General features: G+C 70.3%; 18 protein-coding genes, 2 tRNA genes and 3 pseudogenes. 8 read left to right on the top strand and 15 right to left on the bottom strand.

Annotated elements, in window-relative coordinates; genetic code table 11:
* Positions 1-34: 34 nt before the first annotated feature.
* On the top strand, positions 35-367 hold the full coding sequence (locus tag Rai3103_RS17870) for a VOC family protein (RefSeq protein WP_239022345.1): 333 nt from the start codon (positions 35-37) through the stop codon (positions 365-367).
* Complete coding sequence (locus tag Rai3103_RS17865) at positions 367-924, top strand: VOC family protein (RefSeq protein ID WP_239022344.1); 558 nt, start codon at positions 367-369, stop codon at positions 922-924. Before Rai3103_RS17870 ends, Rai3103_RS17865 begins: the two co-directional genes overlap by 1 nt.
* A gap of 19 nt (positions 925-943) precedes the next feature.
* Here the strand turns inward: Rai3103_RS17865 and Rai3103_RS12075 are convergent, their stop codons facing one another.
* Positions 944-1,165: a hypothetical protein gene (locus tag Rai3103_RS12075; protein WP_153572806.1), complete on the bottom strand. Its 222-nt coding sequence runs from the start codon at positions 1,163-1,165 to the stop codon at positions 944-946.
* A 312-nt stretch (positions 1,166-1,477) separates the two neighbouring features.
* On the opposite strand from Rai3103_RS12075, the gene Rai3103_RS12070 reads away from it, so the two are divergent.
* The 6 genes and pseudogenes from Rai3103_RS12070 to Rai3103_RS12050 all read left to right on the top strand — a co-directional run bounded on the left by Rai3103_RS12070 (position 1,478) and on the right by Rai3103_RS12050 (position 6,417).
* Positions 1,478-1,780, top strand: a complete 303-nt coding sequence (locus Rai3103_RS12070; RefSeq protein WP_153572805.1) for a hypothetical protein — start codon at positions 1,478-1,480, stop codon at positions 1,778-1,780.
* Complete coding sequence (locus Rai3103_RS12065) at positions 1,780-3,189, top strand: aldehyde dehydrogenase family protein (protein ID WP_228488889.1); 1,410 nt, start codon at positions 1,780-1,782, stop codon at positions 3,187-3,189. Before Rai3103_RS12070 ends, Rai3103_RS12065 begins: the two co-directional genes overlap by 1 nt.
* Before the next feature lie 161 nt (positions 3,190-3,350).
* Entirely contained in the window at positions 3,351-4,190 is an 840-nt protein-coding gene (locus Rai3103_RS12060) for an alpha/beta fold hydrolase (protein ID WP_153572804.1), read from the top strand.
* A gap of 96 nt (positions 4,191-4,286) precedes the next feature.
* Positions 4,287-5,009, top strand: a pseudogene (locus tag Rai3103_RS18570) (Na+/H+ antiporter NhaA); the annotation flags it as partial.
* A complete protein-coding gene (locus Rai3103_RS18565; protein WP_338420022.1) occupies positions 4,985-5,605 on the top strand; it encodes a Na+/H+ antiporter NhaA in 621 nt (206 codons plus the stop codon). The pseudogene Rai3103_RS18570 and the gene Rai3103_RS18565, both read left to right, overlap by 25 nt.
* Before the next feature lie 86 nt (positions 5,606-5,691).
* A complete protein-coding gene (locus tag Rai3103_RS12050; protein WP_228488888.1) occupies positions 5,692-6,417 on the top strand; it encodes a DNA alkylation repair protein in 726 nt (241 codons plus the stop codon).
* A gap of 6 nt (positions 6,418-6,423) precedes the next feature.
* Here Rai3103_RS12050 and Rai3103_RS12045 read toward each other — a convergent pair.
* From Rai3103_RS12045 to Rai3103_RS11985, 14 genes and pseudogenes are all read right to left on the bottom strand, one after another.
* A tRNA-Ala gene (locus tag Rai3103_RS12045) sits at positions 6,424-6,499 on the bottom strand.
* A 72-nt stretch (positions 6,500-6,571) separates the two neighbouring features.
* Positions 6,572-6,644 (bottom strand) — tRNA-Ala (locus tag Rai3103_RS12040).
* A gap of 89 nt (positions 6,645-6,733) precedes the next feature.
* Positions 6,734-7,345 carry a histidine phosphatase family protein gene (locus tag Rai3103_RS12035; RefSeq protein ID WP_153572802.1) on the bottom strand — a complete coding sequence of 204 codons (612 nt, stop codon included), beginning with the start codon at positions 7,343-7,345 and terminating at the stop codon, positions 6,734-6,736.
* Positions 7,342-7,710 (bottom strand): ribosome silencing factor, encoded by a 369-nt coding sequence (rsfS, locus tag Rai3103_RS12030; protein ID WP_153572801.1) that lies wholly within the window; start codon positions 7,708-7,710, stop codon positions 7,342-7,344. Before rsfS ends, Rai3103_RS12035 begins: the two co-directional genes overlap by 4 nt.
* Positions 7,711-7,714: 4 nt before the next feature.
* A pseudogene (gene nadD / locus Rai3103_RS12025) lies at positions 7,715-8,292 on the bottom strand (nicotinate-nucleotide adenylyltransferase).
* Positions 8,293-8,372: 80 nt separating this feature from the next.
* Positions 8,373-8,519 (bottom strand): hypothetical protein, encoded by a 147-nt coding sequence (locus Rai3103_RS17015; protein ID WP_194793114.1) that lies wholly within the window; start codon positions 8,517-8,519, stop codon positions 8,373-8,375.
* Positions 8,520-8,598: 79 nt separating this feature from the next.
* Complete coding sequence (locus Rai3103_RS12020) at positions 8,599-9,840, bottom strand: glutamate-5-semialdehyde dehydrogenase (protein WP_153572800.1); 1,242 nt, start codon at positions 9,838-9,840, stop codon at positions 8,599-8,601.
* Between the two features lie 73 nt (positions 9,841-9,913).
* Positions 9,914-11,653 carry an ABC transporter substrate-binding protein gene (locus Rai3103_RS12015; protein WP_153572799.1) on the bottom strand — a complete coding sequence of 580 codons (1,740 nt, stop codon included), beginning with the start codon at positions 11,651-11,653 and terminating at the stop codon, positions 9,914-9,916.
* Positions 11,650-12,786 (bottom strand): glutamate 5-kinase, encoded by a 1,137-nt coding sequence (gene proB, locus Rai3103_RS12010; protein WP_153572798.1) that lies wholly within the window; start codon positions 12,784-12,786, stop codon positions 11,650-11,652. Before proB ends, Rai3103_RS12015 begins: the two co-directional genes overlap by 4 nt.
* Positions 12,783-14,303, bottom strand: a complete 1,521-nt coding sequence (gene obgE, locus Rai3103_RS12005) for a GTPase ObgE (RefSeq protein WP_153572797.1) — start codon at positions 14,301-14,303, stop codon at positions 12,783-12,785. Before obgE ends, proB begins: the two co-directional genes overlap by 4 nt.
* Positions 14,304-14,469: 166 nt before the next feature.
* Positions 14,470-14,742, bottom strand: coding sequence for a 50S ribosomal protein L27 (gene rpmA / locus Rai3103_RS12000; RefSeq protein ID WP_153572796.1), 273 nt, complete (start codon positions 14,740-14,742; stop codon positions 14,470-14,472).
* Between the two features lie 13 nt (positions 14,743-14,755).
* Positions 14,756-15,064, bottom strand: coding sequence for a 50S ribosomal protein L21 (rplU, locus tag Rai3103_RS11995; protein WP_153572795.1), 309 nt, complete (start codon positions 15,062-15,064; stop codon positions 14,756-14,758).
* A 1,244-nt stretch (positions 15,065-16,308) separates the two neighbouring features.
* Positions 16,309-18,243 (bottom strand): annotated as a pseudogene (locus Rai3103_RS17860) (Rne/Rng family ribonuclease); the annotation flags it as partial.
* A gap of 754 nt (positions 18,244-18,997) precedes the next feature.
* Positions 18,998-19,945 (bottom strand): heme o synthase, encoded by a 948-nt coding sequence (locus Rai3103_RS11985; protein ID WP_422396047.1) that lies wholly within the window; start codon positions 19,943-19,945, stop codon positions 18,998-19,000.
* Positions 19,946-20,202: the final 257 nt, after the last annotated feature.

The raw sequence follows: 20,202 nt of genomic DNA, 5'->3' as shown, positions 1-20,202 counted from the left end.
CAGGAGACCTGACCGCGAGCCCCGAGGAGTGGCCGTGCAGAAGATCGTCCCCTGTCTGTGGTTCGACCATGCGGCCGAGGAGGCCGTCACCTTCTATACCTCTGTTTTCCCCGACGCCCGCATCGTCAACCTGATGCGCTACCCGACGGAGGACCTCCCCGATTTCCAGAAGGACTACGCCGGCCAGGTACTGACCGTCGAGTTCGAACTGGCGGGCCAGCCCTTCACGGCGATCAACGCCGGGTCGGAGTTCCCCTTCACGCCCGCCATCTCGTTCTTCGTCGGCTTCGACACCGGCAAGGACCCCCGGGCACGAGAGCAGCTGGACGCCCTCTGGGGGCACTGGCCGACGGCGGCGAGGTGCTGATGCCGCTCCAGGAGTACCCGTTCAGCCAGTACTACGGATGGGTGCAGGACCGCTTCGGGCTGACCTGGCAGTTGATCCTCGGCAACCCCGAGGGAGACTGGCGCCCGACCATCGTTCCCTGCCTGTTGTTCGGCAACGTCGCGCAGAACCGGGCCCGCGAGGCACTGCAGTTCTACGGCAGGGTCTTCCCCGATTCCCGGCCCGGACAGCTGGTGCCGTACACCGAACCGGCGGGACCCGCCGAGGTGGGCTCGGTGATGTTCGGCGACATCGAGCTTGCCGGCGTCTGGTTCGCCGCGATGGACTCGGGAGCCCCGCAGCCGTTCACCTTCAACGAGGCGGTCTCGTTCATGGTGAAGTGCGAGGACCAGGCCGAGATCGACACCCTCTGGGAGCACCTGTCCAGCGTCCCCGAGGCGGAGGCGTGCGGCTGGTGCAAGGACCAGTTCGGAGTCAGCTGGCAGATCGTCCCCGCCCATTTCGACGAGCTCCTGAGCCGCCCCAACGCCTACCAGCACATGATGGGCATGAAGAAGCTGGTGATCGACGACTTCTGAGGCCGGCTCACGCTGGCCATCACTGCGGCGTCAGCACCACCTTCACACAGCCGTCGGCCTTGCGCCGGAAGACGTCGTACCGCCGGGGCGCTTCCTCCAGCGGGACCCGGTGCGTGACCAGGTCCTGGGTGCCCAAAGGGTCGGCCGGGTCCTCGACCAGCGGCAGCAAGTCGGGGACCCAGTGCCGGACGTTGCACTGGCCCGTCCGCAGGGTCAGATGCTTGTCGAACACGGTGATCATGGGGAGGGGGTCGGCGGCTCCGCAGAACCCTGAGCGGTTCGCCTGGGTGCTGACCGGTCGCCCGGTCGGGCGGGGTCCGGAGGCCGAGCCCTTCTGGGGGAGGCCGTGCCCGTCGCCCGATTGTCCGAGGGCCTCCTCGAAGAGGCCGAGGGGCGCTACAGCCGGGCGTTCCGAGCCGGGCAGGGTCCTGAGGGCTGAACCCGGGCCGATGGTGTGACCCCTGCGGTGCTGGGTAAGAGCAATCGAGCGGCCGAACGGCCGCCGGATGATGCAGTCCAGACCATCACGAGAACCGAGCCGAAAGGGACACCCATGGCGGACCGACGCGGTGATGACACCAAGAACACTTCACAGCACACGGACGCGGGCCCGGACGAGGGAAAGGTCCGTACGGGCCCGGAGTCGTCCTCTTCCCTCACGTACTCCCAGGAGATCTCTTCCCCCGACCAGGATCCCGAGCACCCCGGCCGCAGCCTTGTGACCACGCATCGTGACGTGATCCGCCAGTGGGCCGAGACCCGCGGCACGACGCCCGCCGGGGCCGAAGGTACCGAGCACGGCGACCCCTTGGGCGTCTTCTTCCAGCTGGAGAGCCCCGGGCGGGAGGCCGCCTGATGCTGTATCTGGTCCCTGACGCCATGTCCGGGTGGGAGGATCCGTCATCCACGGCGATGACGATCCTGGACCCGCGCGACGGTGCCGTCGTCGGCACCGTCGAGTCGGCATCACGGACGGAGGTGCACGAAGCCGTGCGAGGGGCGCGGGCGGCCTGCGAGACGTGGCGACGGACGGCTCCCGCAGAGCGCGGGGCACTGCTGACCCGGGCCGCTGAGGCGGTCGAGGAGCACAGCCACGACCTCGCCGTCCTCAACCTCAGGGAGACGGGCCGTCCCGTCGAGGAGGCCGAGGGTGGCATCGCGGCCGCCGCCGCGACGCTGCGTCAGTACGCCGAACTGGGTCCCCTGCACCGAGGGCACCGCCTCCTCGGCGACTACGGCGCCGTCGACTACAGCATCGCCGAGCCGTACGGGGTCGCGGCGCTCTTCACCCCATGGAACGATCCCGTCGCAGTCGCCGCCGGACTGATCGGCGCCGCCCTGGTCACCGGCAACACCGTGCTGCACAAGCCGAGCGAGCGCTGCCCGCACCTCGGCCGCCTGCTGGGCGAGATCTTGGGACCGGTGTTCCCCGAGGGCGTGATGACGACAGTCCTCGGCGGCCCGGAGGTGGGGGAGCTGCTGGCAGCACACCGCGGAATCGGTGTCGTCGCCCATGTCGGGTCGACCGCCAGCGGCCGAGACATCAGCCAGTCTGCCGTCGTCACCGGAGCCCACGTGATCCGGGAGAACGGCGGCAAGGATCCGCTGCTCGTCGATGCCGGTGTCGATCCGTCCTGGGCCGCCTCGCAGGCTGCCCTGGGTGCCTTCGCGAACAGCGGCCAGATCTGCACGTCCGTGGAGAGGATCTACGTCCACCGGGAGGTGGCCGACGCCTTCCTGAGTGAACTCGCCGCGCGAGCCCGTCAGCTGAACCAGACCCGGGCGATGGCACCGCTGGTCGACCGGCGGCTCCGCCGCACAGTCGCCGCACAGGTGGACGCGGCCATCCAGGGTGGCGCCCGTCGCCTCGAGGGCGGTCGGGTGCCCCCAGGTCCGGGGGCGCATTACCCGGCGACGGTGCTGGCCGACTGCACCCCGACGATGGAGGTGATGGTGGAGGAGACGTTCGGTCCCGTGGCCCCGGTCATGGTGGTGGACAGCTTCGACGACGGACTCGCCGCGGCGGCCACCGGCAGGTACGGTCTGGCCTCAACGGTGCTCACCCCCGATCTGACGCATGCCCAGCGTGCCGCCGCTGAACTCCCGGTCGGGACGGTCAAGGTCAACGCCGTCTTCGGCGGGGCACCCGGAGGATCGGCCCAGCCCCGAGGCGACAGCGGGTCGGGATTCGGCTACGGCCCGGAGTTGCTCGATGAGTTCACCCGGGTCAAGGTCGTCCACTGGGCCGAGGGCATGGGCGGGTGATAAGGCCCGGCCCGAGCCAGGCCGCGGCCGCCGCGCCCCGCGCCGTGGTCGCTCACGCCCTCCGGCTACCCAAAGGACTCAGCCGAACCTTCGTGAGGTGGGTCACAATCTGAAGGGGGACACAACCAGTACCGGAACGCCCCGTCAGCGGAGGAGTCGCCATGAGCAGGGTCGAGGTCAACGGCACCACTCTGTACTACGAGGGGGCGGGCAGCGGACCGGCAATGCTCTTCATCCACGGGATGGCGGGATTTGCGGGAGTGTGGGCGGACCAGCAGGCCAGGTTGAGCGATGCGTTCCACTCCGTGGCGTACGACCGACGTGGCCACACCCGCAGCCCCAAGCCCGCCGACTCCCCCGCCGAGTCGGTCGAGCTGCACGCCGATGACGCGGCCGCTCTGATCCGAGCCCTTGAACTGGCACCGGTGATCCTGGTCGGCTCGAGCGGCGGGGCGCGGATCTGCCTCGACATCCTGCGCCGCTACCCCGAACTCGTCCGTGGCGCCGTGCTCTCCGAACCGCCGGTGTTCGCCCTCTCCCCCGCCATCGGCGAAGCGTTCATGGCACGGGTCAAGCCCGCCGTCGGCCAGGCATTGGGCAGCGACGACCCCAGCTCGGCGCTCGATGCCTTCTTCGGCATCATCGACCCACCCTTCTGGTCCTCCGCCCCCGAGGAACGCAAGGCGATGTACCGCCAGAACCTCCCGGCGATGATGGCCGATCTGCAGATGCCCACCTATCAGCTCAGCACGGACGACCTGGCCCGGATCGACCGTCCCTGCCTGGTGCTCTCCGGCTCGGAGAGCCTCTCCTGGTTCCACGACATTGCCGCCATCGTCGCGGGCGCCATCCCCGGCGCCCGCTTGCAGACCCTCGAAGGAGCGGGTCACGCGACGTATGCCACCCGGCCCGCAGAGTTCGAGCGAGCTGTCCGTGACTTCGCTCGATCTCTCGGTGACGCATCCGCCCCCACCGCGGAACGCAGTGGGGCGCCTACCTGAGCCACCCATTGACGGGGACACTCGCGTAGAGTGGGCTGCGGTGCGTCGGGAAGTCTGGTCGGCATCCCTTCGACCGACCCCTGGGAGACTCGCCCGATGAACCTCCGCCGCGCGCACGTGCACCCCCGCCTCGCCTGGCTCTTCCCGTGGCGCAGTAGCGCCGCCGAGGCCCTGCGAGTCGACGAGTTGCTGCGCAAGGAGACCGTCGGCGGAGCACTACTGGTCGCCATGGCCACCGTGGCTCTGGTGTGGGCCAACTCCCCCGCCGGGATGACGTACGTCGCCCTGCGCGACCTCATGATCGGCTATGCGCCCTGGCACCTCGACCTCAGTCTGGGGTCCTGGGCAGCCGACGGACTGCTGAGCGTCTTCTTCTTCCTCGTCGGACTGGAGCTCAAACGCGAGTTCGTCGCCGGGGATCTTCGCCGTTTCGGCACCGCCGTCACGCCGATCGCCGCGGCCGCCGGAGGGGTGGCCGTCCCCGCCCTGATCTACCTTGCCCTGATCGGGCGCGACCCGGCCCTGCGGCACGGCTGGGCCATCCCGACCGCCACGGACATCGCCTTCGCCGTGGCTGTGCTCGCGCTCATCGGTTCGCACCTGCCCAACTCGCTGCGCATCTTCCTGCTCACCCTGGCCGTCGTCGACGATCTGATCGCGATCGGGATCATCGCGATCGTCTACACCGATGCCATCCATCCGCAGCCGCTGCTGCTCGCCCTGGCCACCATCGCGCTCTACGGCCTGGTTGCCCAGACACGACGCAGGTTCCTCGGTGACCACCCGGCGGCCGTATGGCTCGTCCTGTTGCCGATCGGAGCCGTCGCCTGGGGTTCATGCACGCCTCGGGCGTACACGCGACTATCGCCGGGGTGCTGCTGGGCTTCACGATCCCCGTGCTGCACCATCGCCGCGACCGGGGGCCCCTCGCCGGTCCCGGTCTCGCCGAACAGATCGAGCACCAGCTCCGGCCACTGTCCACGGGCGTGGCCGTACCGATCTTCGCGTTCTTCTCCGCCGGTGTCGCGCTCGGCGGGCTCCAGGGTCTGGGCTCCGCCCTGCGCGACCCGGTGACGTACGCGATCGTGGCAGCCCTGGTGGTGGGCAAGCCCCTCGGTATCCTCGCCACGACCTGGGTGATGACCAAAGTGCTGCGCGTACGGCTCGACCCCACGCTGCGGTGGGTCGATCTGGTCGGGGTCGGCCAGCTGGCCGGTATCGGCTTCACGGTGTCCCTGTTGGTGGCCGAGCTCTCCTTCGCTCCTGGGAGCACGGCCCACGATCACGCCAAGGTCGCGATCCTCAGCGCCTCCGTGATCGCGGCCGCGCTGGCCTCGATCACACTCATCGCGCGCAACCGGCGCTACCGCACCATCGCTGTCGAGGCCGAGGCCGGGCAGGGGCTCAGGATCTGACCGGACCAGAGCAGGTCCCCGGAGGCTGAATCGGAAACCGGCGGGGAACGTTCGGCAAGGATCTGACCGCGATGAACAATGGCAGCGTGACCGATCCCCTGACGCTGGCGCACGAGGTCGACGCCGGCCTGCGAGCCGAGGCGCGGCCCGAGCGAGCTGCGTCGGAGAAGGCCTATCTCAAGAGCCACTTGCGGCACTACGGCACCTCGGTGCCGGCGATCCGCTCGACTGTACGCCGGACCGTGGGCGTTGAGGGTCTCAACCACGACGACCTGCGCACGCTCGTGGCGGCCCTGTGGGCGATGCCGGTGCACGAATGCCGGGTGGCCGCGGTTGAACTCCTGGCTTCCTACGTCCATCTGCTCTCCACCGACGACGTCGATCTTCTCGAGCGGCTTCTGCGGGAGAGCCGTACGTGGGCGCTCGTCGACGGTCTGGCGGCGAACGTGGTGGGGCCGCTGGTCGAGCGGGCCCCTGGAATGGGCCCCGTCCTGGACCGGTGGGCGGTGGACGCAGACCACTGGATCCGTCGGGCCGCGCTCCTGGCGCTACTGGTCCCGCTGCGCCAGGGCGCGGGGGACTTCGATCGCTTCGGCCGTTACGCCGATGCGATGCTGGCGGAGAAGGAGTTCTTCATCCGGAAGGCCATCGGCTGGGTGCTCCGCGACACCGGACGACGCCGCCCCGATCTGGTTTACGCGTGGCTACTGCCCCGCGCGTCGCGCGCCTCCGGGGTGACCGTACGTGAAGCGGTCAAGCCACTCAGTGACGCACAACGGGCGGCCATCCTGGCCGCCCGGAAACCCACCTGATCACTGTGGTGGAGCATAGGGGATTCGAACCCCTGACCTCTTCCATGCCATGGAAGCGCGCTACCAACTGCGCCAATGCCCCGCACGTCTGCCACCGGCGGTCCCCAGTGGAGACCAGACCGCCGCTCGGAGACAGCTCCGAACAGACAGAGAGTGGAGCATAGGGGATTCGAACCCCTGACCTCTTCCATGCCATGGAAGCGCGCTACCAACTGCGCCAATGCCCCTTGCAGGCGCCGATCCGGCCCGGACCGACCAGAGAACCTTAGCGCGGATCGCCCATCGCGCCAAATCAGTGCGGGCGCCCGGCGAAGGGTCAGACGTGCACGTTGTACTGGCGGATCCGCCACACGCCGTCGCGACCGGGGTCCATCACGATCCAGGCGCAGTTACGGATGCCGCCGAAGAGCCTGGTGTCGAAGAAGGACCCCCCGACGAAGGACACCGTCCCGATCCGGGCGGCCATGCCGTGGGTGACGACGACGACCGTCTCGCCGTCCTCAGCCTCCTCGGCGATGTCGCCGAGAGCGGCCGCGATCCGCTCGCCCATCTCGGCGCCGGTCTCACCGGTGGCGGAGCGCCGGACGTCCTCGCCGTTGCGCATCCGCTCGCCGATCTCCGGGTCCTCGTCGACGATCTCCTGGATCGTACGGCCGACCCAGTCGCCGACGTTGATCTCCCGGAGCCGCTCGTCGAGGGTGATCGGCAGGTCGGTCAGCTCGGCCAGGGCCTGCGCCGTACCCTTCGCCCGCGACAGGTCGGAGGAGACGATCGAGGTCGGCCCCCATTCGGCCAGGAACGGCGCCGCCGTCCGGGCCTGCTGCTCCCCCACCGCATTCAGCGGGATGTCGTGGTGTCCCTGGAAGCGCCCGGTGACGTTCCAGTCCGTCTCGCCGTGGCGCCAGATGATCAGCCGAGCGGCGGTCACCGCGTTTCCTCGACGTCCAGCGCGATCCGTGGGCAGTCGGCCCAGAGCCGCTCCAGCGAGTAGAGCGACCGCTCCTCGGGCTGCATCACGTGGACGACCAGGTCGAGGAAGTCGACCAGGACCCAACGCTGCTCCCGGTCGCCCTCGATCCGGGTCCGCTTCACGTTCTGCCGATGCAGCGCCTCCTCGATCGCCTCGACCACGGCGCCGACCTGACGGTCGTTGGCCGCCGTGGCGACGAGGAAGATGTCGGTGATCGCCAACTTCTCCGACACGTCGAACGCCACCAGATTGGTGGCGAGTTTGTCGGCGGCGGCCCGCGCGGCGATCGTGGCGAGGTGGACGGACTGGTCGGTGGCGGTCAAAGAATCACAGCTCCTGGTAGAGACCACGTTTGTTGATGTAGTTCACGATGCCGTCGGGTACGAGGTACCAGATCGGCAGCCCGTCGCGGACCCGCTGGCGGCAATCCGTGGACGAGATCGCCAGCGCGGGCACGTTGAGCAGAGTGATGCGATCGGCCGGCAGGTGCTCGACCGACGGGCCTCGAGCGACATGCCCGGCCGGCTGACGCCGATGAAGTGGGCCAACTCGAAGAGTTCGTTCGCCCCGCGCCAGGTGAGGATCTGGGCGAGGGCGTCGGCGCCGGTGATGAAGAAGAGGTCGACGTCGTCCCCCCGCTCGGCCCGCAGATCCTTCAACGTGTCGACGGTGTACGTGTCGCCGCGTCGCTCGATGTCGACCCGGCTCACGGTGAAGCGGGGGTTCGACGACGTCGCGATCGCCGACATGATGTAGCGGTCCTCGCCGGAGGAGACCTTGCGGTCCTTCTTCTGCCAAGGTGTGCCCGTCGGGACGAATACGACCTCGTCCAGCGCGAACCGGGCGGCGACCTCACTCGCCGCGACCAGGTGGCCGTGGTGGATGGGATCGAACGTGCCGCCCATCACGCCCAGGCGGTACCGCCGTCCGTACGCAACGTCACGGCGGCGCGCCAGGCCGGTCTGGGTAGTGGCCAATCGAGTGGTCAGCTGTGCGGGTGTGTCCGGCCGATGAGCTGGACGGCGAGCAGGAGTCCCACCAGGATCGCGAAGGGGATCAGGAAGAACGCCCACTCGGGCATGGGCAGCGTGTTGACGACTTCGGCCGCCGGCATGAGGAGCACATTGGTCATGGCGGTCATGCTAGCGGCTCGCCGCGAAGGTGTCCCGGTGTGGCCCGGGGGCGGAACACCGAGGGCCGCCCACGCGTACTCAGGCGCGGACCTGCCCGTTGCCCTCCACCACGTACTTCGTGGAGGTCATCTCCAGCAGCGCCATCGGACCGCGGGCGTGCAGCTTCTGGGTCGAGATGCCGATCTCGGCGCCGAAGCCGAACTCCCCGCCGTCGACGAAACGGCTGCTCGCGTTGACCAGCACGGCCGCCGCGTCGACGGCAGCGACGAAACGGTCCGCCGCGGTCCGAGAGTCGGTGACGATCGTCTCGGAGTGCCCGGAGGTGTAGCGGCGGATGTGACTGATCGCCTCGTCCAGCGAATGGACCACCTTCACCGACAGGTCCAGGGACAGCCACTCCTCCTCGAAGTCACCCTCCTCCACCGGAACGACAGCCTTGCTCACGCGCGCCGTCCGTTCGTCGCCGTGGACGGTGACGCCGGCCTCATCCAGTCCCCGCAGCGCCCGCGGCAGGAAGGCGTCGGCCACGTCACGGTGGACGAGCAGCGTCTCCAGCGCGTTGCAGACGCTGGGCCGCTGGGTCTTGGCGTTCAGCATGATCGCGTAGGCGACGTCCAGATCGGCGTCCACGTCCACGTACAGGTGACAGTTGCCGGTGCCGGTCTCGATGACGGGCACGGTGGACCCCTGCACGACGTGGTTGATCAGGCCCGCCCCACCGCGAGGAATCAACAGGTCGACCAGACCGCGGGCGGTCATCATCACATCGGTGACCTCGCGGGGCCCGGCGACCAGCTGGACGGCCGTCTCCGGCAGGCCGACCGCACGAAGGCCCTGGTGCAGCGCCTCGACGACCGCCAGGTTGGAGGCGTACGTCGACGACGAACCGCGCAGCAGGGCGGCGTTGCCGGACTTCAGGCAGATGCCGCCGGCGTCCGCGGTGACGTTGGGACGCGCCTCGTAGATGATGCCGATGACGCCGAACGGCACCCGCACCTGGCGGATCCGCAGTCCGTTGTCAGCGGTCCAGCCGCGGACGACGTCACCGACCGGGTCGGCCAGACCCGCCATCTGGCGCAGTCCGTCGGCCATCCCGCCGATCCGCTCCGGGGTGAGCCGGAGTCGGTCGATCAGCGAGGCCGAGGTGCCGTTGGCCTCAGCCGTACGGACATCCTCGGCATTGGCGGCCAGGATCGCTTCGGTGCAGGCCAGCAGGGCATCCGCCATCGCGTGCAGGGCGGCGTTCTTCACCCCGGTCGGGGTCACGGCGAGCACCTGGGCGGCGTCACGAGCGGCAAGGGCCTGGTCACGGAACTCCATGCCGGCAAGGATAATCCGCCGGTATCGCCGGTCCGTCGGGTATCCACTCCCCCACCCGCCGGCCTCGAACAGGTCAGCCGCTGAGCCGGACGGAGGTCCACACCTCGTCGGCATAGGGGCGTACGCCCAACTCCTTGACCCTGCGGCCCACGGCGAGGCGATCCGCGGGGACGGCCAGCGGCACCACCACCGGATCGGTCAGCAGCCGGTCCTCCGCGGCAGCGAGCGCGGAGTCTCGCCCGGACCCGGCGGGCAGCCCGTCGATCCCGTCGAGTGTCGAGCCGGTCCAGGTGGAGGCGAGCCCGAACTCCTCGGCCCCCCCGGACAGCAACCGGGTGAGCGTCGAGGAGTGTTCCGGGGTGTCCATCGCCACCCCCATCAGCTGGAGGTCGGGCCGGTTGGCAGTGTCCGACGCGGTCCCGAGCATCTGCAGGTACGCCGGCCACGACATCGCCACCGGCTCGGCGGTGATGCCCACCGCCTTCAGCTGGTCCGCCACGGCCACGTAGAGGTCTTCGGGAGCCGGCAGGTAGCTCTGCTGCACGCCGCTGGGGTAGGCGATCCGGACCTTCAGTCCGCTCACCCCGGCCTCGGCGAGCAGCCGTTTGGCTGCGGTGGGGTCGTAGCTGTAGGCGCGTGGGCGGGCGCGGCCGGGCATCAGGCCGTCGGCCACCTGGGAACCGGGCGGCATGGTGCGCACGACCAGCGCCTTGGGATCGATCGCCATCGCGATCGCCTGCCGCACCCGGGTGTCCTGCATGGCCTTGGCGCTCCGGTCGATACCGAGGTAGGTGAGGTCGCGCTGGGCCCGGGAGGTGACCCGGGTGTTCGTCTTCGGATCCGTCGTCAGCGAACCCGCCTCCAGCGGCGTGATCTGGTCGTAGGCGTCGATGGTGCCCTTGGTCAGCGCGTCGCCACGTGCCTTGGGGTCATTGATGGTCTTCACCAGCACCCGCTCGACGCTCGCCTTGGCGCCCCAGTAGTCCGCGTTGCGCACCAGGACCACCTGGACGCCGGGCTCCCAGGCCGCGAAGCGGAACGGTCCGGTGCCGGTGGGATGAGCGGTGGCGTACGCGCTCGCCCGCGGGTCCGCCCCGGTGTCGTACGCCCCGTACGTCGCCATCGCCGTCGGGCTCTGGATGCCGAACTGCGGGCGCGCGAGCTGCGTGAGCAGACCGGGCATCGGCGTGGTGAGATCGATCCGGACCTGCTGGGCGCCGAGCACGGTGCAGCCGGCGAGCCGGGTCCCCTGCTGGTCGATGAAGCCGCCGAAGACCTCCTGGTAGGCGGCGGAGACGTCCGTGTCCGCCGCCCGCCCCGACAGGGTCAGCCAGCGGTCGACGTTCACGCAAACGGCCGAGGGACCGAAAGCGGTGCCGTCCTGGAACTTGACCCCCTGCCGGAGGGTGAAGGTGTAGGTCCGGCCGCCGCGGGTGGCCTTCCACGATGTGGCGAGTCCGGGGGCGACCGCGTCGTCGACCTGGGCGGCCGCCGAGGCGTTCGGATCGGCCTGCGCGCCGCCCGTCTGTGTGGTGGTCGAGGCGGCCGGCGAGGGCGTCGCAGCCGTGGCGCCCTCGGGCAGGGTCACCAGGGTCTCGAAGATCTGCCGGGTGATCCTCAGACTGTCGGGATCGCTGACCAGAGCCGGATCGAGGGACAAGGGGTCGACGGCCGCGGCGACGACGAAGGTGCCCTGGCCGGTGGCGGCGGCACTGCCGGACGGGGCCGGCGTGGTGCCCGGTGTGGCGCAGGAGGAGAGCCCGACGAGCAGGGTGCCGGCCAGGACGGCCAGCCCCGCCCGTGCTCGGATCAACGCAGCACCACCAAGGAGTCGCGATGGACGGCGGCCCGCTGGAACCGCTCCCCGTACGAGGCGGCGAGGTCCCAGGTGTGGTGACCGATCATGCTCTTCAGGTCAGCCGAGGCGTACGTGACCAGCCCCCGGGCGACGACCTTGCCGCGCTCGTCGACCAGATCGACGGGGTCACCGGTGTCGAAGCTGCCTCGTACGGCGGTGATGCCGGCCGGCAGCAGCGAGGCCTTGCGCTCGGTGACGGCGCGGACCGCTCCGGCGTCGAGCACCAGGGCGCCGTCCGGATCACTGATGTGGGCGAGCCAGAGCAGCCGGGCGGGCCGGCGCTTGCCGGTGGGGACGAAGAACGTTCCCACGTCCTCGCCCGTCAGCAGCCGCGGCAGGTGCTCCAGGTCGGTCAGGCCCACCGCGATCCCGGCACCGGTGGCGATCCGGGCCGCCTCGAGCTTGGTGACCATGCCGCCGGTGCCCACCTCGCTGCCCCGGCGCGAGATGTCGATGCCGGCCACGTCGTCGGCCGAGCGGACGACGCCGATGCGCCGGGCGCCCGGCGTCTCCGGATGAGCGGTGTAGAGCGCGTCCACGTCGGAGACGAGCAGTAGCGCGTCGGCGTGGACGAGGTGGGAGGTGAGGGCCGCCAGCCGGTCGTTGTCCCCGAACCGCAGTTCCTGGGTGGCCACGGTGTCGTTTTCGTTGACGATCGGCACGACGCCCAGTTCGAGCAGCCGATCCATCGTGGCCCGGGCGTTGTGGTAGCGCTCCTGGTACTCCAGATCGGCCGTGGTGAGCAGCACCTGGGCGGCGGAGAGACCGAACCGGCGGAACAACGCGGTGTAGAGCTCCAACAACTGGCCCTGGCCGACGGCTGCAGCGGCCTGCTGGGTCGGCAGGTCGTACGGGCGGTGGGTGAGGCCGAGGGGCAGCAGACCGGCGGCGATGGCGCCGGAGGAGACCAGGGCCACCTCCTGCCCTCGGGCGCGGGCGGCTCCGATGGCGTCCACCAGGATGGCGATGTGCATGACGTCCAGATGGCCGTCCTCGCGGGTCAGAGACGACGAGCCGACCTTGATCACCAGCCGGCCGCAGGAGGCGAGGGCGGTCCGGTCGAGGGAGGACTCCGCGCCGTTGCTCACCTCTCGGGCTCCTCGGCATCCGCCTCGTCGACCGGCTCGGGGTGTTCGGGCACGGTCCGGGGGCCGAAGACGTACGCCTCCTCGTCCTGGGCGGCGTGGTAGGCGGCGTCCTTGTCACGGCGACGGGAGACTGCGGGCCGCTGCTCCTCGAGTCGCTGGTCGCGGCCACGCCGGGCCAGGATCTCGGCGCCGGTGTCGACCTGCGGGGCGAAGTCGAAGATCACCGCATCGTCGCCGCCGATGGCGACGGCGTCCCCGGCGATGGCCCCGAGGTCGAGCAGTTTCTCCTCGATGCCGAGGCGGTTGAGGCGATCGGCGAGGTAGCCGACTGCCTCGGCGTTCTTGAAGTCAGTCTGGCGGACCCAGCGTTCGGGCTTCGCGCCACGGACGCGCCAGAGGAAACCGCCCGCGCCGTCGCCGATCTTGCGGACGGTGAACTGCTCACCGGTCTCCCCGATGGCTGGCGGATGCAGCACGATCCGCGGTGCCGCGGGTGCCGGCTGGGCCGCGCGACGCTCTGCGACCAGCTGGGCCATCGCGAAGCGCAGGGCGGTGAGTCCCTCGCCCGTCTTGGTGGAGATCGGGAACACGCGCAGGCCGCGCTCCTCGATGTCGGCCCGGACGAGGTCTACGAGGTCATGGGCGTCCGGCACATCGATCTTGTTCAGCGCGACCAGGCGGGGACGATCCTCCAGTCCGCCGTGGGCGCGTAGTTCGCCCTCGATGATGTCCAGGTCGCTCAGGGGGTCACGCCCCGGCTCGAAGGTGGCGCAGTCGATGACGTGCACGATGGCCGCACAGCGTTCGATGTGCCGCAGGAAGTCCAGGCCGAGTCCCTTACCCTCGGAGGCGCCCTCGATCAGGCCCGGGACATCCGCCACTGTGTACGTGATGTCCCCCGCGACGACGACGCCGAGGTTGGGGACCAGTGTGGTGAAGGGGTAGTCGGCGATCTTGGGACGTGCCGCGGAGATGGCGGCGACGAGCGAGGACTTGCCGGCGCTGGGGAAGCCGACCAGACCGATGTCGGCGACCACCTTGAGTTCGAGGACGACCTCCCGGGCATCGCCCTCCTCGCCCAGCAGGGCGAAGCCGGGGGCCTTACGCGTCGACGAGGCGAGCGCCGCGTTCCCGAGCCCGCCCTTGCCGCCCTGCGCGACGACCACCTCGGCGTCGGGGGTGGAGAGGTCCGCCATCATCTCGCCGGTGGCCCTGTCGCTGATGACGGTGCCCTGCGGGACACGCAGGACGATGTCGTCACCGTTGGACCCGTTCTGGTGGTCACCGCGGCCCGGCTCACCGTTCGGGGCATGGCGCTTGTGCTGGCGATGGAACTCGACCAGCGTCGTCAGTCCTGGGTCGACGCGCAGGATGACCGACCCTCCGTCGCCGCCGTTGCCACCGTCGGGGCCCCCCAGGGGCTTGAACTTCTCGCGGTGGATGGAGGCACACCCGTGGCCCCCGTTACCGCCGGCCACCTCGAGGGTGACGCGATCGACGAAGGAGGGAATCGCCATGGGACTTCCTGACTGGGAGGGGACGGGCCGCCAGCCTACCAAGGGGGCGGCGCCGGCCGAGGGGGAAATACGGGACACGGGGACGAGGGACGAGGGGGAAACAGCGGAAAGGGCCGCCCCCGCGGGGACGACCCTTCCGTGTGTGCTGGAGAGAGCCTGCGTCGCCTCACTCGGCGCTCGCGGCGACCTCCACCGGCATCACGTTGATCACGCGGCGCCCGCGACGGGTGCCGAACTCGACCTTGCCCGGGACGAGGGCGAACAGCGTGTCGTCCTTGCCGCGGCCCACACCGTCACCGGGGTGGAAGTGGGTGCCGCGCTGGCGCAGGATGATCTCGCCCGCGTTGACGGACTCGCCACCGAAGCGCTTCACGCCGAGGCGCTGCGCGTTGGAATCACGACCGTTGCGCGTCGAGGACGCGCCTTTCTTGTGTGCCATGCTCGGTCCTCCCTCAGGCCTTGATGTCGGTGACCTTGACCTGGGTGTACCGCTGGCGGTGCCCCTGGCGCTTGGTGTAACCGGTCTTGTTCTTGAACTTCAGGATCCGGATCTTCGGGCCCTTGGTCTCGGCGAGCACCTCGGCGGTGATCTTGACCTTGCCGAGGGCGGCCGAATCCGAGGTCACCTTGTCCCCGTCGACCACCAGCATCGGCTGGAGCTGAACGGAGGAACCGACCTCGTCGGTGACCTTGTCGATCTCGACAACGTCACCCACGGCAACCTTGTGCTGGCGGCCGCCACTGCGCACGATCGCGTACACGCCTATCCTTCTCTCTTCGTCGAATCTGTCTCACCCGGACCGCGTCCCGCCGTGCCCGCATCCGTACGGGGGCCCGGAGACTTACGTCATGCCGGGTCGGAACGGCCCGGCTGTCATCAATCCGTCGTGCGGCGACCGGAACTCCCGACTGGAACAGCCCTGGGATCCTCAGTGCACCGAGGGTCAAGACTACGCAGTCGGGACGGTCCCGGTCAAACCGCTCAGTCGGCGGACGCCTCCGAGGAGGCTTCCTGCGGGGACGGTTCGGGCACGACGGCGTCCGCTGCCGGCTCACTCACCGGGGCGGCACCAGCCGTCTCACCCTGCGGTGCCGAGGCGGACTTACGGGTCCGGGACCGCGTCCCGGTCCCTGCTGTGCTCTTGGCCGCCGCCTTGCGGGGGCTCCGGACCGAGGGTGCGGTGACCGATGCTTCGGCATCCTCCGCCGTCGCGGTGGCGTCGGACGGCGCCGCCGAGGCCCGCTTGGTCGTCGTCCGCTTGGCCGTCGCACGCTTCGTGGACGCGCGCTTGGCCGGCGCCTTCGCGGCGGCTGCCGGCTCGGCTCCCGCCGTTGCTGTCGGCGTCTGGTCCGCCGGGACCTCCTCGGCGACGGCCTCCGGGGCCGCGCCCTTCGAGGCGGCGGTCTTGCGGGTCGTCGTCTTCTTGGCCGGCGCCTTGGTGGCGGCCGCCTTGGTGACGGTCGTCTTCTTGGCCGCGGTCTTGCGGGTCGTCTTCTTGGCTGTCGGAGCGGTCACGGACTCAGGCTCCCCGAACGCCTCGGGCACGGCCGGGGCCTCACCGTCGGAGGCGACCAGCGCCGCCACGATCTCGGCCAGGGCATCGCCAGGGACGGCCTGTGGTTCCGTCGCGGACGGCGCCTCGCGGGCGGGCTCTGCCGGGAGGAGCGGCGCCTCGGTGGCGGCGGTCACGCCGACCTCCACCGACTCCGTCGCGGGGGCACCGGCGGCGCGGCGGCTGCCGCGTGAACGCGCGGATCGCCGAGCGCGGGGCTCCGCCGTGCCGGACGTCGTCGCAGCGGTGGCGGGAGCCGACGGCTGCGTCCCTCGCTCATCCTGGATCGACTCGGCCGCCGCGGGCAGGCCGCCGGCCACCTCAGGCTCCTCGGCCCGGGGCTTCGACCCGGCGTGCGCAACGGCGCTCATGGCCGCCTGGGCGGCGGCCCTGGCCTCCACCGACATCGACTCCTTGTCGGCCTCCTTGACCGGAGCGGGAACCGCCGCGGTGGACGCCGCCGACTTGCCCCGGTTGCGCTTGCGGCTGTTGCGACCCTGGCGGTCCCCACCGTCGGCCGGGGCCTGGGTGGCCACCGGCATGTCGTGGATGAGGTAGCCGCGGTTGTCGCAGGCCTCGCACGGTTCCGTGAAGGCCTCGGCAAGGCCGGTGCCGATCTTCTTGCGGGTCATCTGGACCAGACCGAGGCTGGTCACCTCGGCCACCTGGTGACGCGTACGGTCTCGGCCGAGGCACTCGACGAGCCGCCGGAGCAGCAGCTCCCGGTTGCTCGGCAGCACCATGTCGATGAAGTCGACGACGATGATGCCGCCGATGTCACGCAGCCGCAGCTGGCGGACGATCTCCTCCGCCGCCTCGAGGTTGTTGGCCGTGACCGTCGCCTCGAGATTGCCGCCGTGGCCGGTGAACTTCCCGGTGTTGACGTCGATGACGGTCATCGCCTCGGTGCGGTCGATGACCAGGGACCCACCGGACGGCAGGTACACCTTGCGCTCCAGTGCCTTGGCGATCTGCTCGTCGAGGCGGTAGTGCGCGAAGACGTCCCCCTTGGCCTCGCTGTCCCACTCGACGAGGCGTTCGCGCAGATGGGGCGCCACCCGCTCCAGGTAGTCGGCGAGGGCGTCGTACGCGTCGTTCTCCTCACCGTTGCCATCGACGATCAGCTCGGCGAAGTCCTCGGTGAAGAGGTCCCGCACGGTCCGGATCGTCAGGTCGGGCTCGCTGTAGAGCAACTGCGGGGCGCCACCGCTCTTGGCGCGCTTCTCGACGGCGTCCCACTGCGACTTCAGTCGGGTGACGTCGTGCACCAACTGCTCGCGGGTGGCACCCTCCGCGGCCGTCCGCACGATGACGCTGGCGCTCTCCTCGATCAGCTCGGCAAGGATGTGCTTCAGACGCTTGCGCTCGACATCGGGCAGCTTGCGAGAGATCCCGGAGAGGTGGCCACCGGGCGCGTACACCACGTAGCGGCCGGGGATGGAGACGTGGTTGGTGAGCCGGGCGCCCTTGGCCCCGACCGGGTCCTTCGTCACCTGGACGACGATCTGCTGACCCGACTTCAGGACGCTCTCGATGCGCCGCTCGGAGTTCGCGGCACCGTAGGCATCCCAGTCGACCTCACCGGCGTACAGCACGGCGTTGCGGCCCCGGCCGATGTCGATGAAGGCGGCCTCCATCGAAGGCAGCACGTTCTGGACCTTGCCGAGGTAGATGTTGCCGATCAGCGAGGAGGACGACTCCCGGTCCACATAGTGCTCGACGAGCACGCCATCCTCGAGCACCGCGATCTGTGAGTATTCCTCGCCCTGGCGCAGCACCATCTGCCGACGCACCGACTCGCGGCGGGCCAGGAACTCCGACTCGGACACGATCGGGGCGCGGCGACGGCCGGCGGCGCGTCCCTCGCGGCGGCGCTGGCGCTTGGCTTCCAGCCGGGTCGAACCCTGGACGGCGTGGATCTGGTCGTCGGCCGCAGCATGCGGCTCGCGGACCTTGACGACGACCTCGGTCGGATCGTCCTCGGCGCCGGTGCTCGTGTCCTCACCGCGACGGCGGCGACGACGCCGGCGACGCCGGGAGGCGCCGGACGCGCCTTCCTCGTCTGTCTGGTCGCCGGACTCCTCCTCCTCGACCTCGGTCGAGGCACGATCGGCCTCGGCGGCGCCGGTGGGCTCCGCCGGGGACTCCTCGCCCTCGGTCTCCTCGGGCTCCTCGCCCTCCTCGGCGCCGGCTCCCGGCTGACCGCCCTCCGCACCGTGGCGGCGTCGCCCACCGCGGCGACGACGACGCCGACGAGGCTGACCGGACTGGGCCCGTTCCTCGTCGCCGGCCTCGATCTCGTCCGGCTCCTCATCAGCCGCGCCCTCGTCGTCGGCCTCGGGCTCAGCGGCCTGGGGGACGCGGTGGGGCGCCTCCGCCTCGTCATCGGGCTGCTCGGTGGCGGCCTCGTCGGCGTGCTCGGCGACCGTTTCGATCTCGAGGAGTTCATTGGCCTCGACCTCGGAGGTCAGGCTGGTGTCCGGCGCCGGGGGGCCTCCGCAGGCGCGACCGCTTGCGCGGTGCCCGCTTCGGGTGCGGCTTCCTCGGGCGCGACTTCTTCGGGCGCAGCGCCCTCCGGTTCGGCCTCCTGCGCGGCCGGGATCTCGGCGGTGGGCGCGATCGGAATCTGGGCTTCGACAGGTGGTCCGGCAGGGCGGCGGCGGGATCGGCGTCCCGCCGGCGGCTTGGGCAGATCATCGGCGGTGGGGGTGTGCTCGTTCTCGAGCATGGCTCTCCTTCACCCGGAGCGCTGGGCGCACCGGTGAGACGGGTGTCGCGAGCTGTCTCCGGCACCGGCACCGATCGGGTTCGGCGGGCGGACGTGGGACGCGTCACCAAGCTGGTGGTCTCCGGGAGACGGCGGCCCGCCTACCCCGCCGCGGTCGATCCGAATCGTGGTCGTCGCGGTCTCGAGGAGCGGGGCCCGTCCTGTCACCACGGGCACTGCCTCACCGGCCTGGGGCACCGGCGGTGCCCCGACCTGGGCGCAATTATTCCACAGGAAACCGGGCGTGCCATCTCGACGCACCGATTCGGCCCCTGCCGACGGGTGCGGGTCCAGGCCTCCGGGAGCCACGAGACGGCCCGGTGCTCAGCAGCCGGGCCGTCCGATCGCGCCCTGTGGGGCCGATCCGGGGAGATTCAGAAGAGCAGCGGGTCGAGTGCCAGCGCGAGGAAGACGAGCGCGAGGTAGGAGTTCGACCAGTGGAACAACCGCATCGGCTTGAGGGCGGCGTCGGTCAGCCCGCGATGCGCTCGCCGCCACAGGGCGACCGCCTCCCACAGGAAGGCGACCCCGCCGGCCGTGGCGATGACCGGGTACAGCCAACCCGTGCTCCCGATGGGCCACAGGGCGAGCGTGGTCACGACGGTGATGACGGAGTAGACGACGATCTGGTCGGCCACAGCGGTGGCCGGCTTGACCACCGGCAGCATCGGCACGTCCACCGTCGCGTAGTCCTCGCGGTAGCGGATGGCGAGCGCCCAGGTGTGCGGCGGCGTCCAGAAGAAGACGATCAGGAACATCACCAGCGGAGCCCAGCCGACCGAGCCGGTGACCACTGTCCACGCGATCAGGGGCGGGAAGCAGCCGGCGATGCCACCCCAGACGATGTTCTGGGCCGTACGACGCTTCAGCAGCATGGTGTAGACGAAGACGTAGAAGAGGATCGCGGCCAGTCCGAGTGCGCCCGACAAGGGATTGCCGCCCAGTCCGAGCACGGCCAGGGCGACGAGCCCGAGGGCCACCCCGAAGACGAGCGCGGATGGGCCGGAGATCTCGTGGCGCGGGATCGGACGGCGACGGGTCCGGCGCATCTGCTCGTCGATGTCGCGGTCGTAGACGTTGTTGAAGACGTTGGCTGACCCCGCGGCGGCGTAGCCTCCGACGAGGACGACGAGGACGTCCTGCCATCGCGGCAGTCCTCGCGCGGCCAGGAACATCGCGGGCACCGCGGTGATCAGCAGCAGTTCGATGACCCGGGGTTTCGTGAGCCGTACGTACGCCCCGACGACATCGACAACACCGGCCCGCGCAGGAACGGTCAATGTCCCCCCGTCGTGGGAGTCCGGCCTCGACTGGGCATCCACTACTGTCACGATTCCCTTCCGGCGGTCCGCGACCGGCGGACCTGCTCCGGTTCACCCTACCCGGGAAGGCCCGACAGGCCCCACCGTTCGTACCACCTGCGGCACGCCCGGTCACGGGTCGTTCCGGCCATCTCACAAAGTGCTGCGCACCGCGCGCTCGCAATACCTGGCAACCCCATGTCGAGTGTTTCGAGGGGCTGCGTAGGCTCGGGGTGTGACGTCGGGGACACCACCCCCGGCAGGGCCGCCGGAAAGAA

It is taken from the genome of Raineyella fluvialis (genome assembly GCF_009646095.1).
GTDB classification, from domain to species: Bacteria; Actinomycetota; Actinomycetes; order Propionibacteriales; family Propionibacteriaceae; genus Raineyella; species Raineyella fluvialis.
Note: the sequence above shows the minus strand (reverse complement) of the source record. Positions and strands in the feature narration are given on the sequence as shown.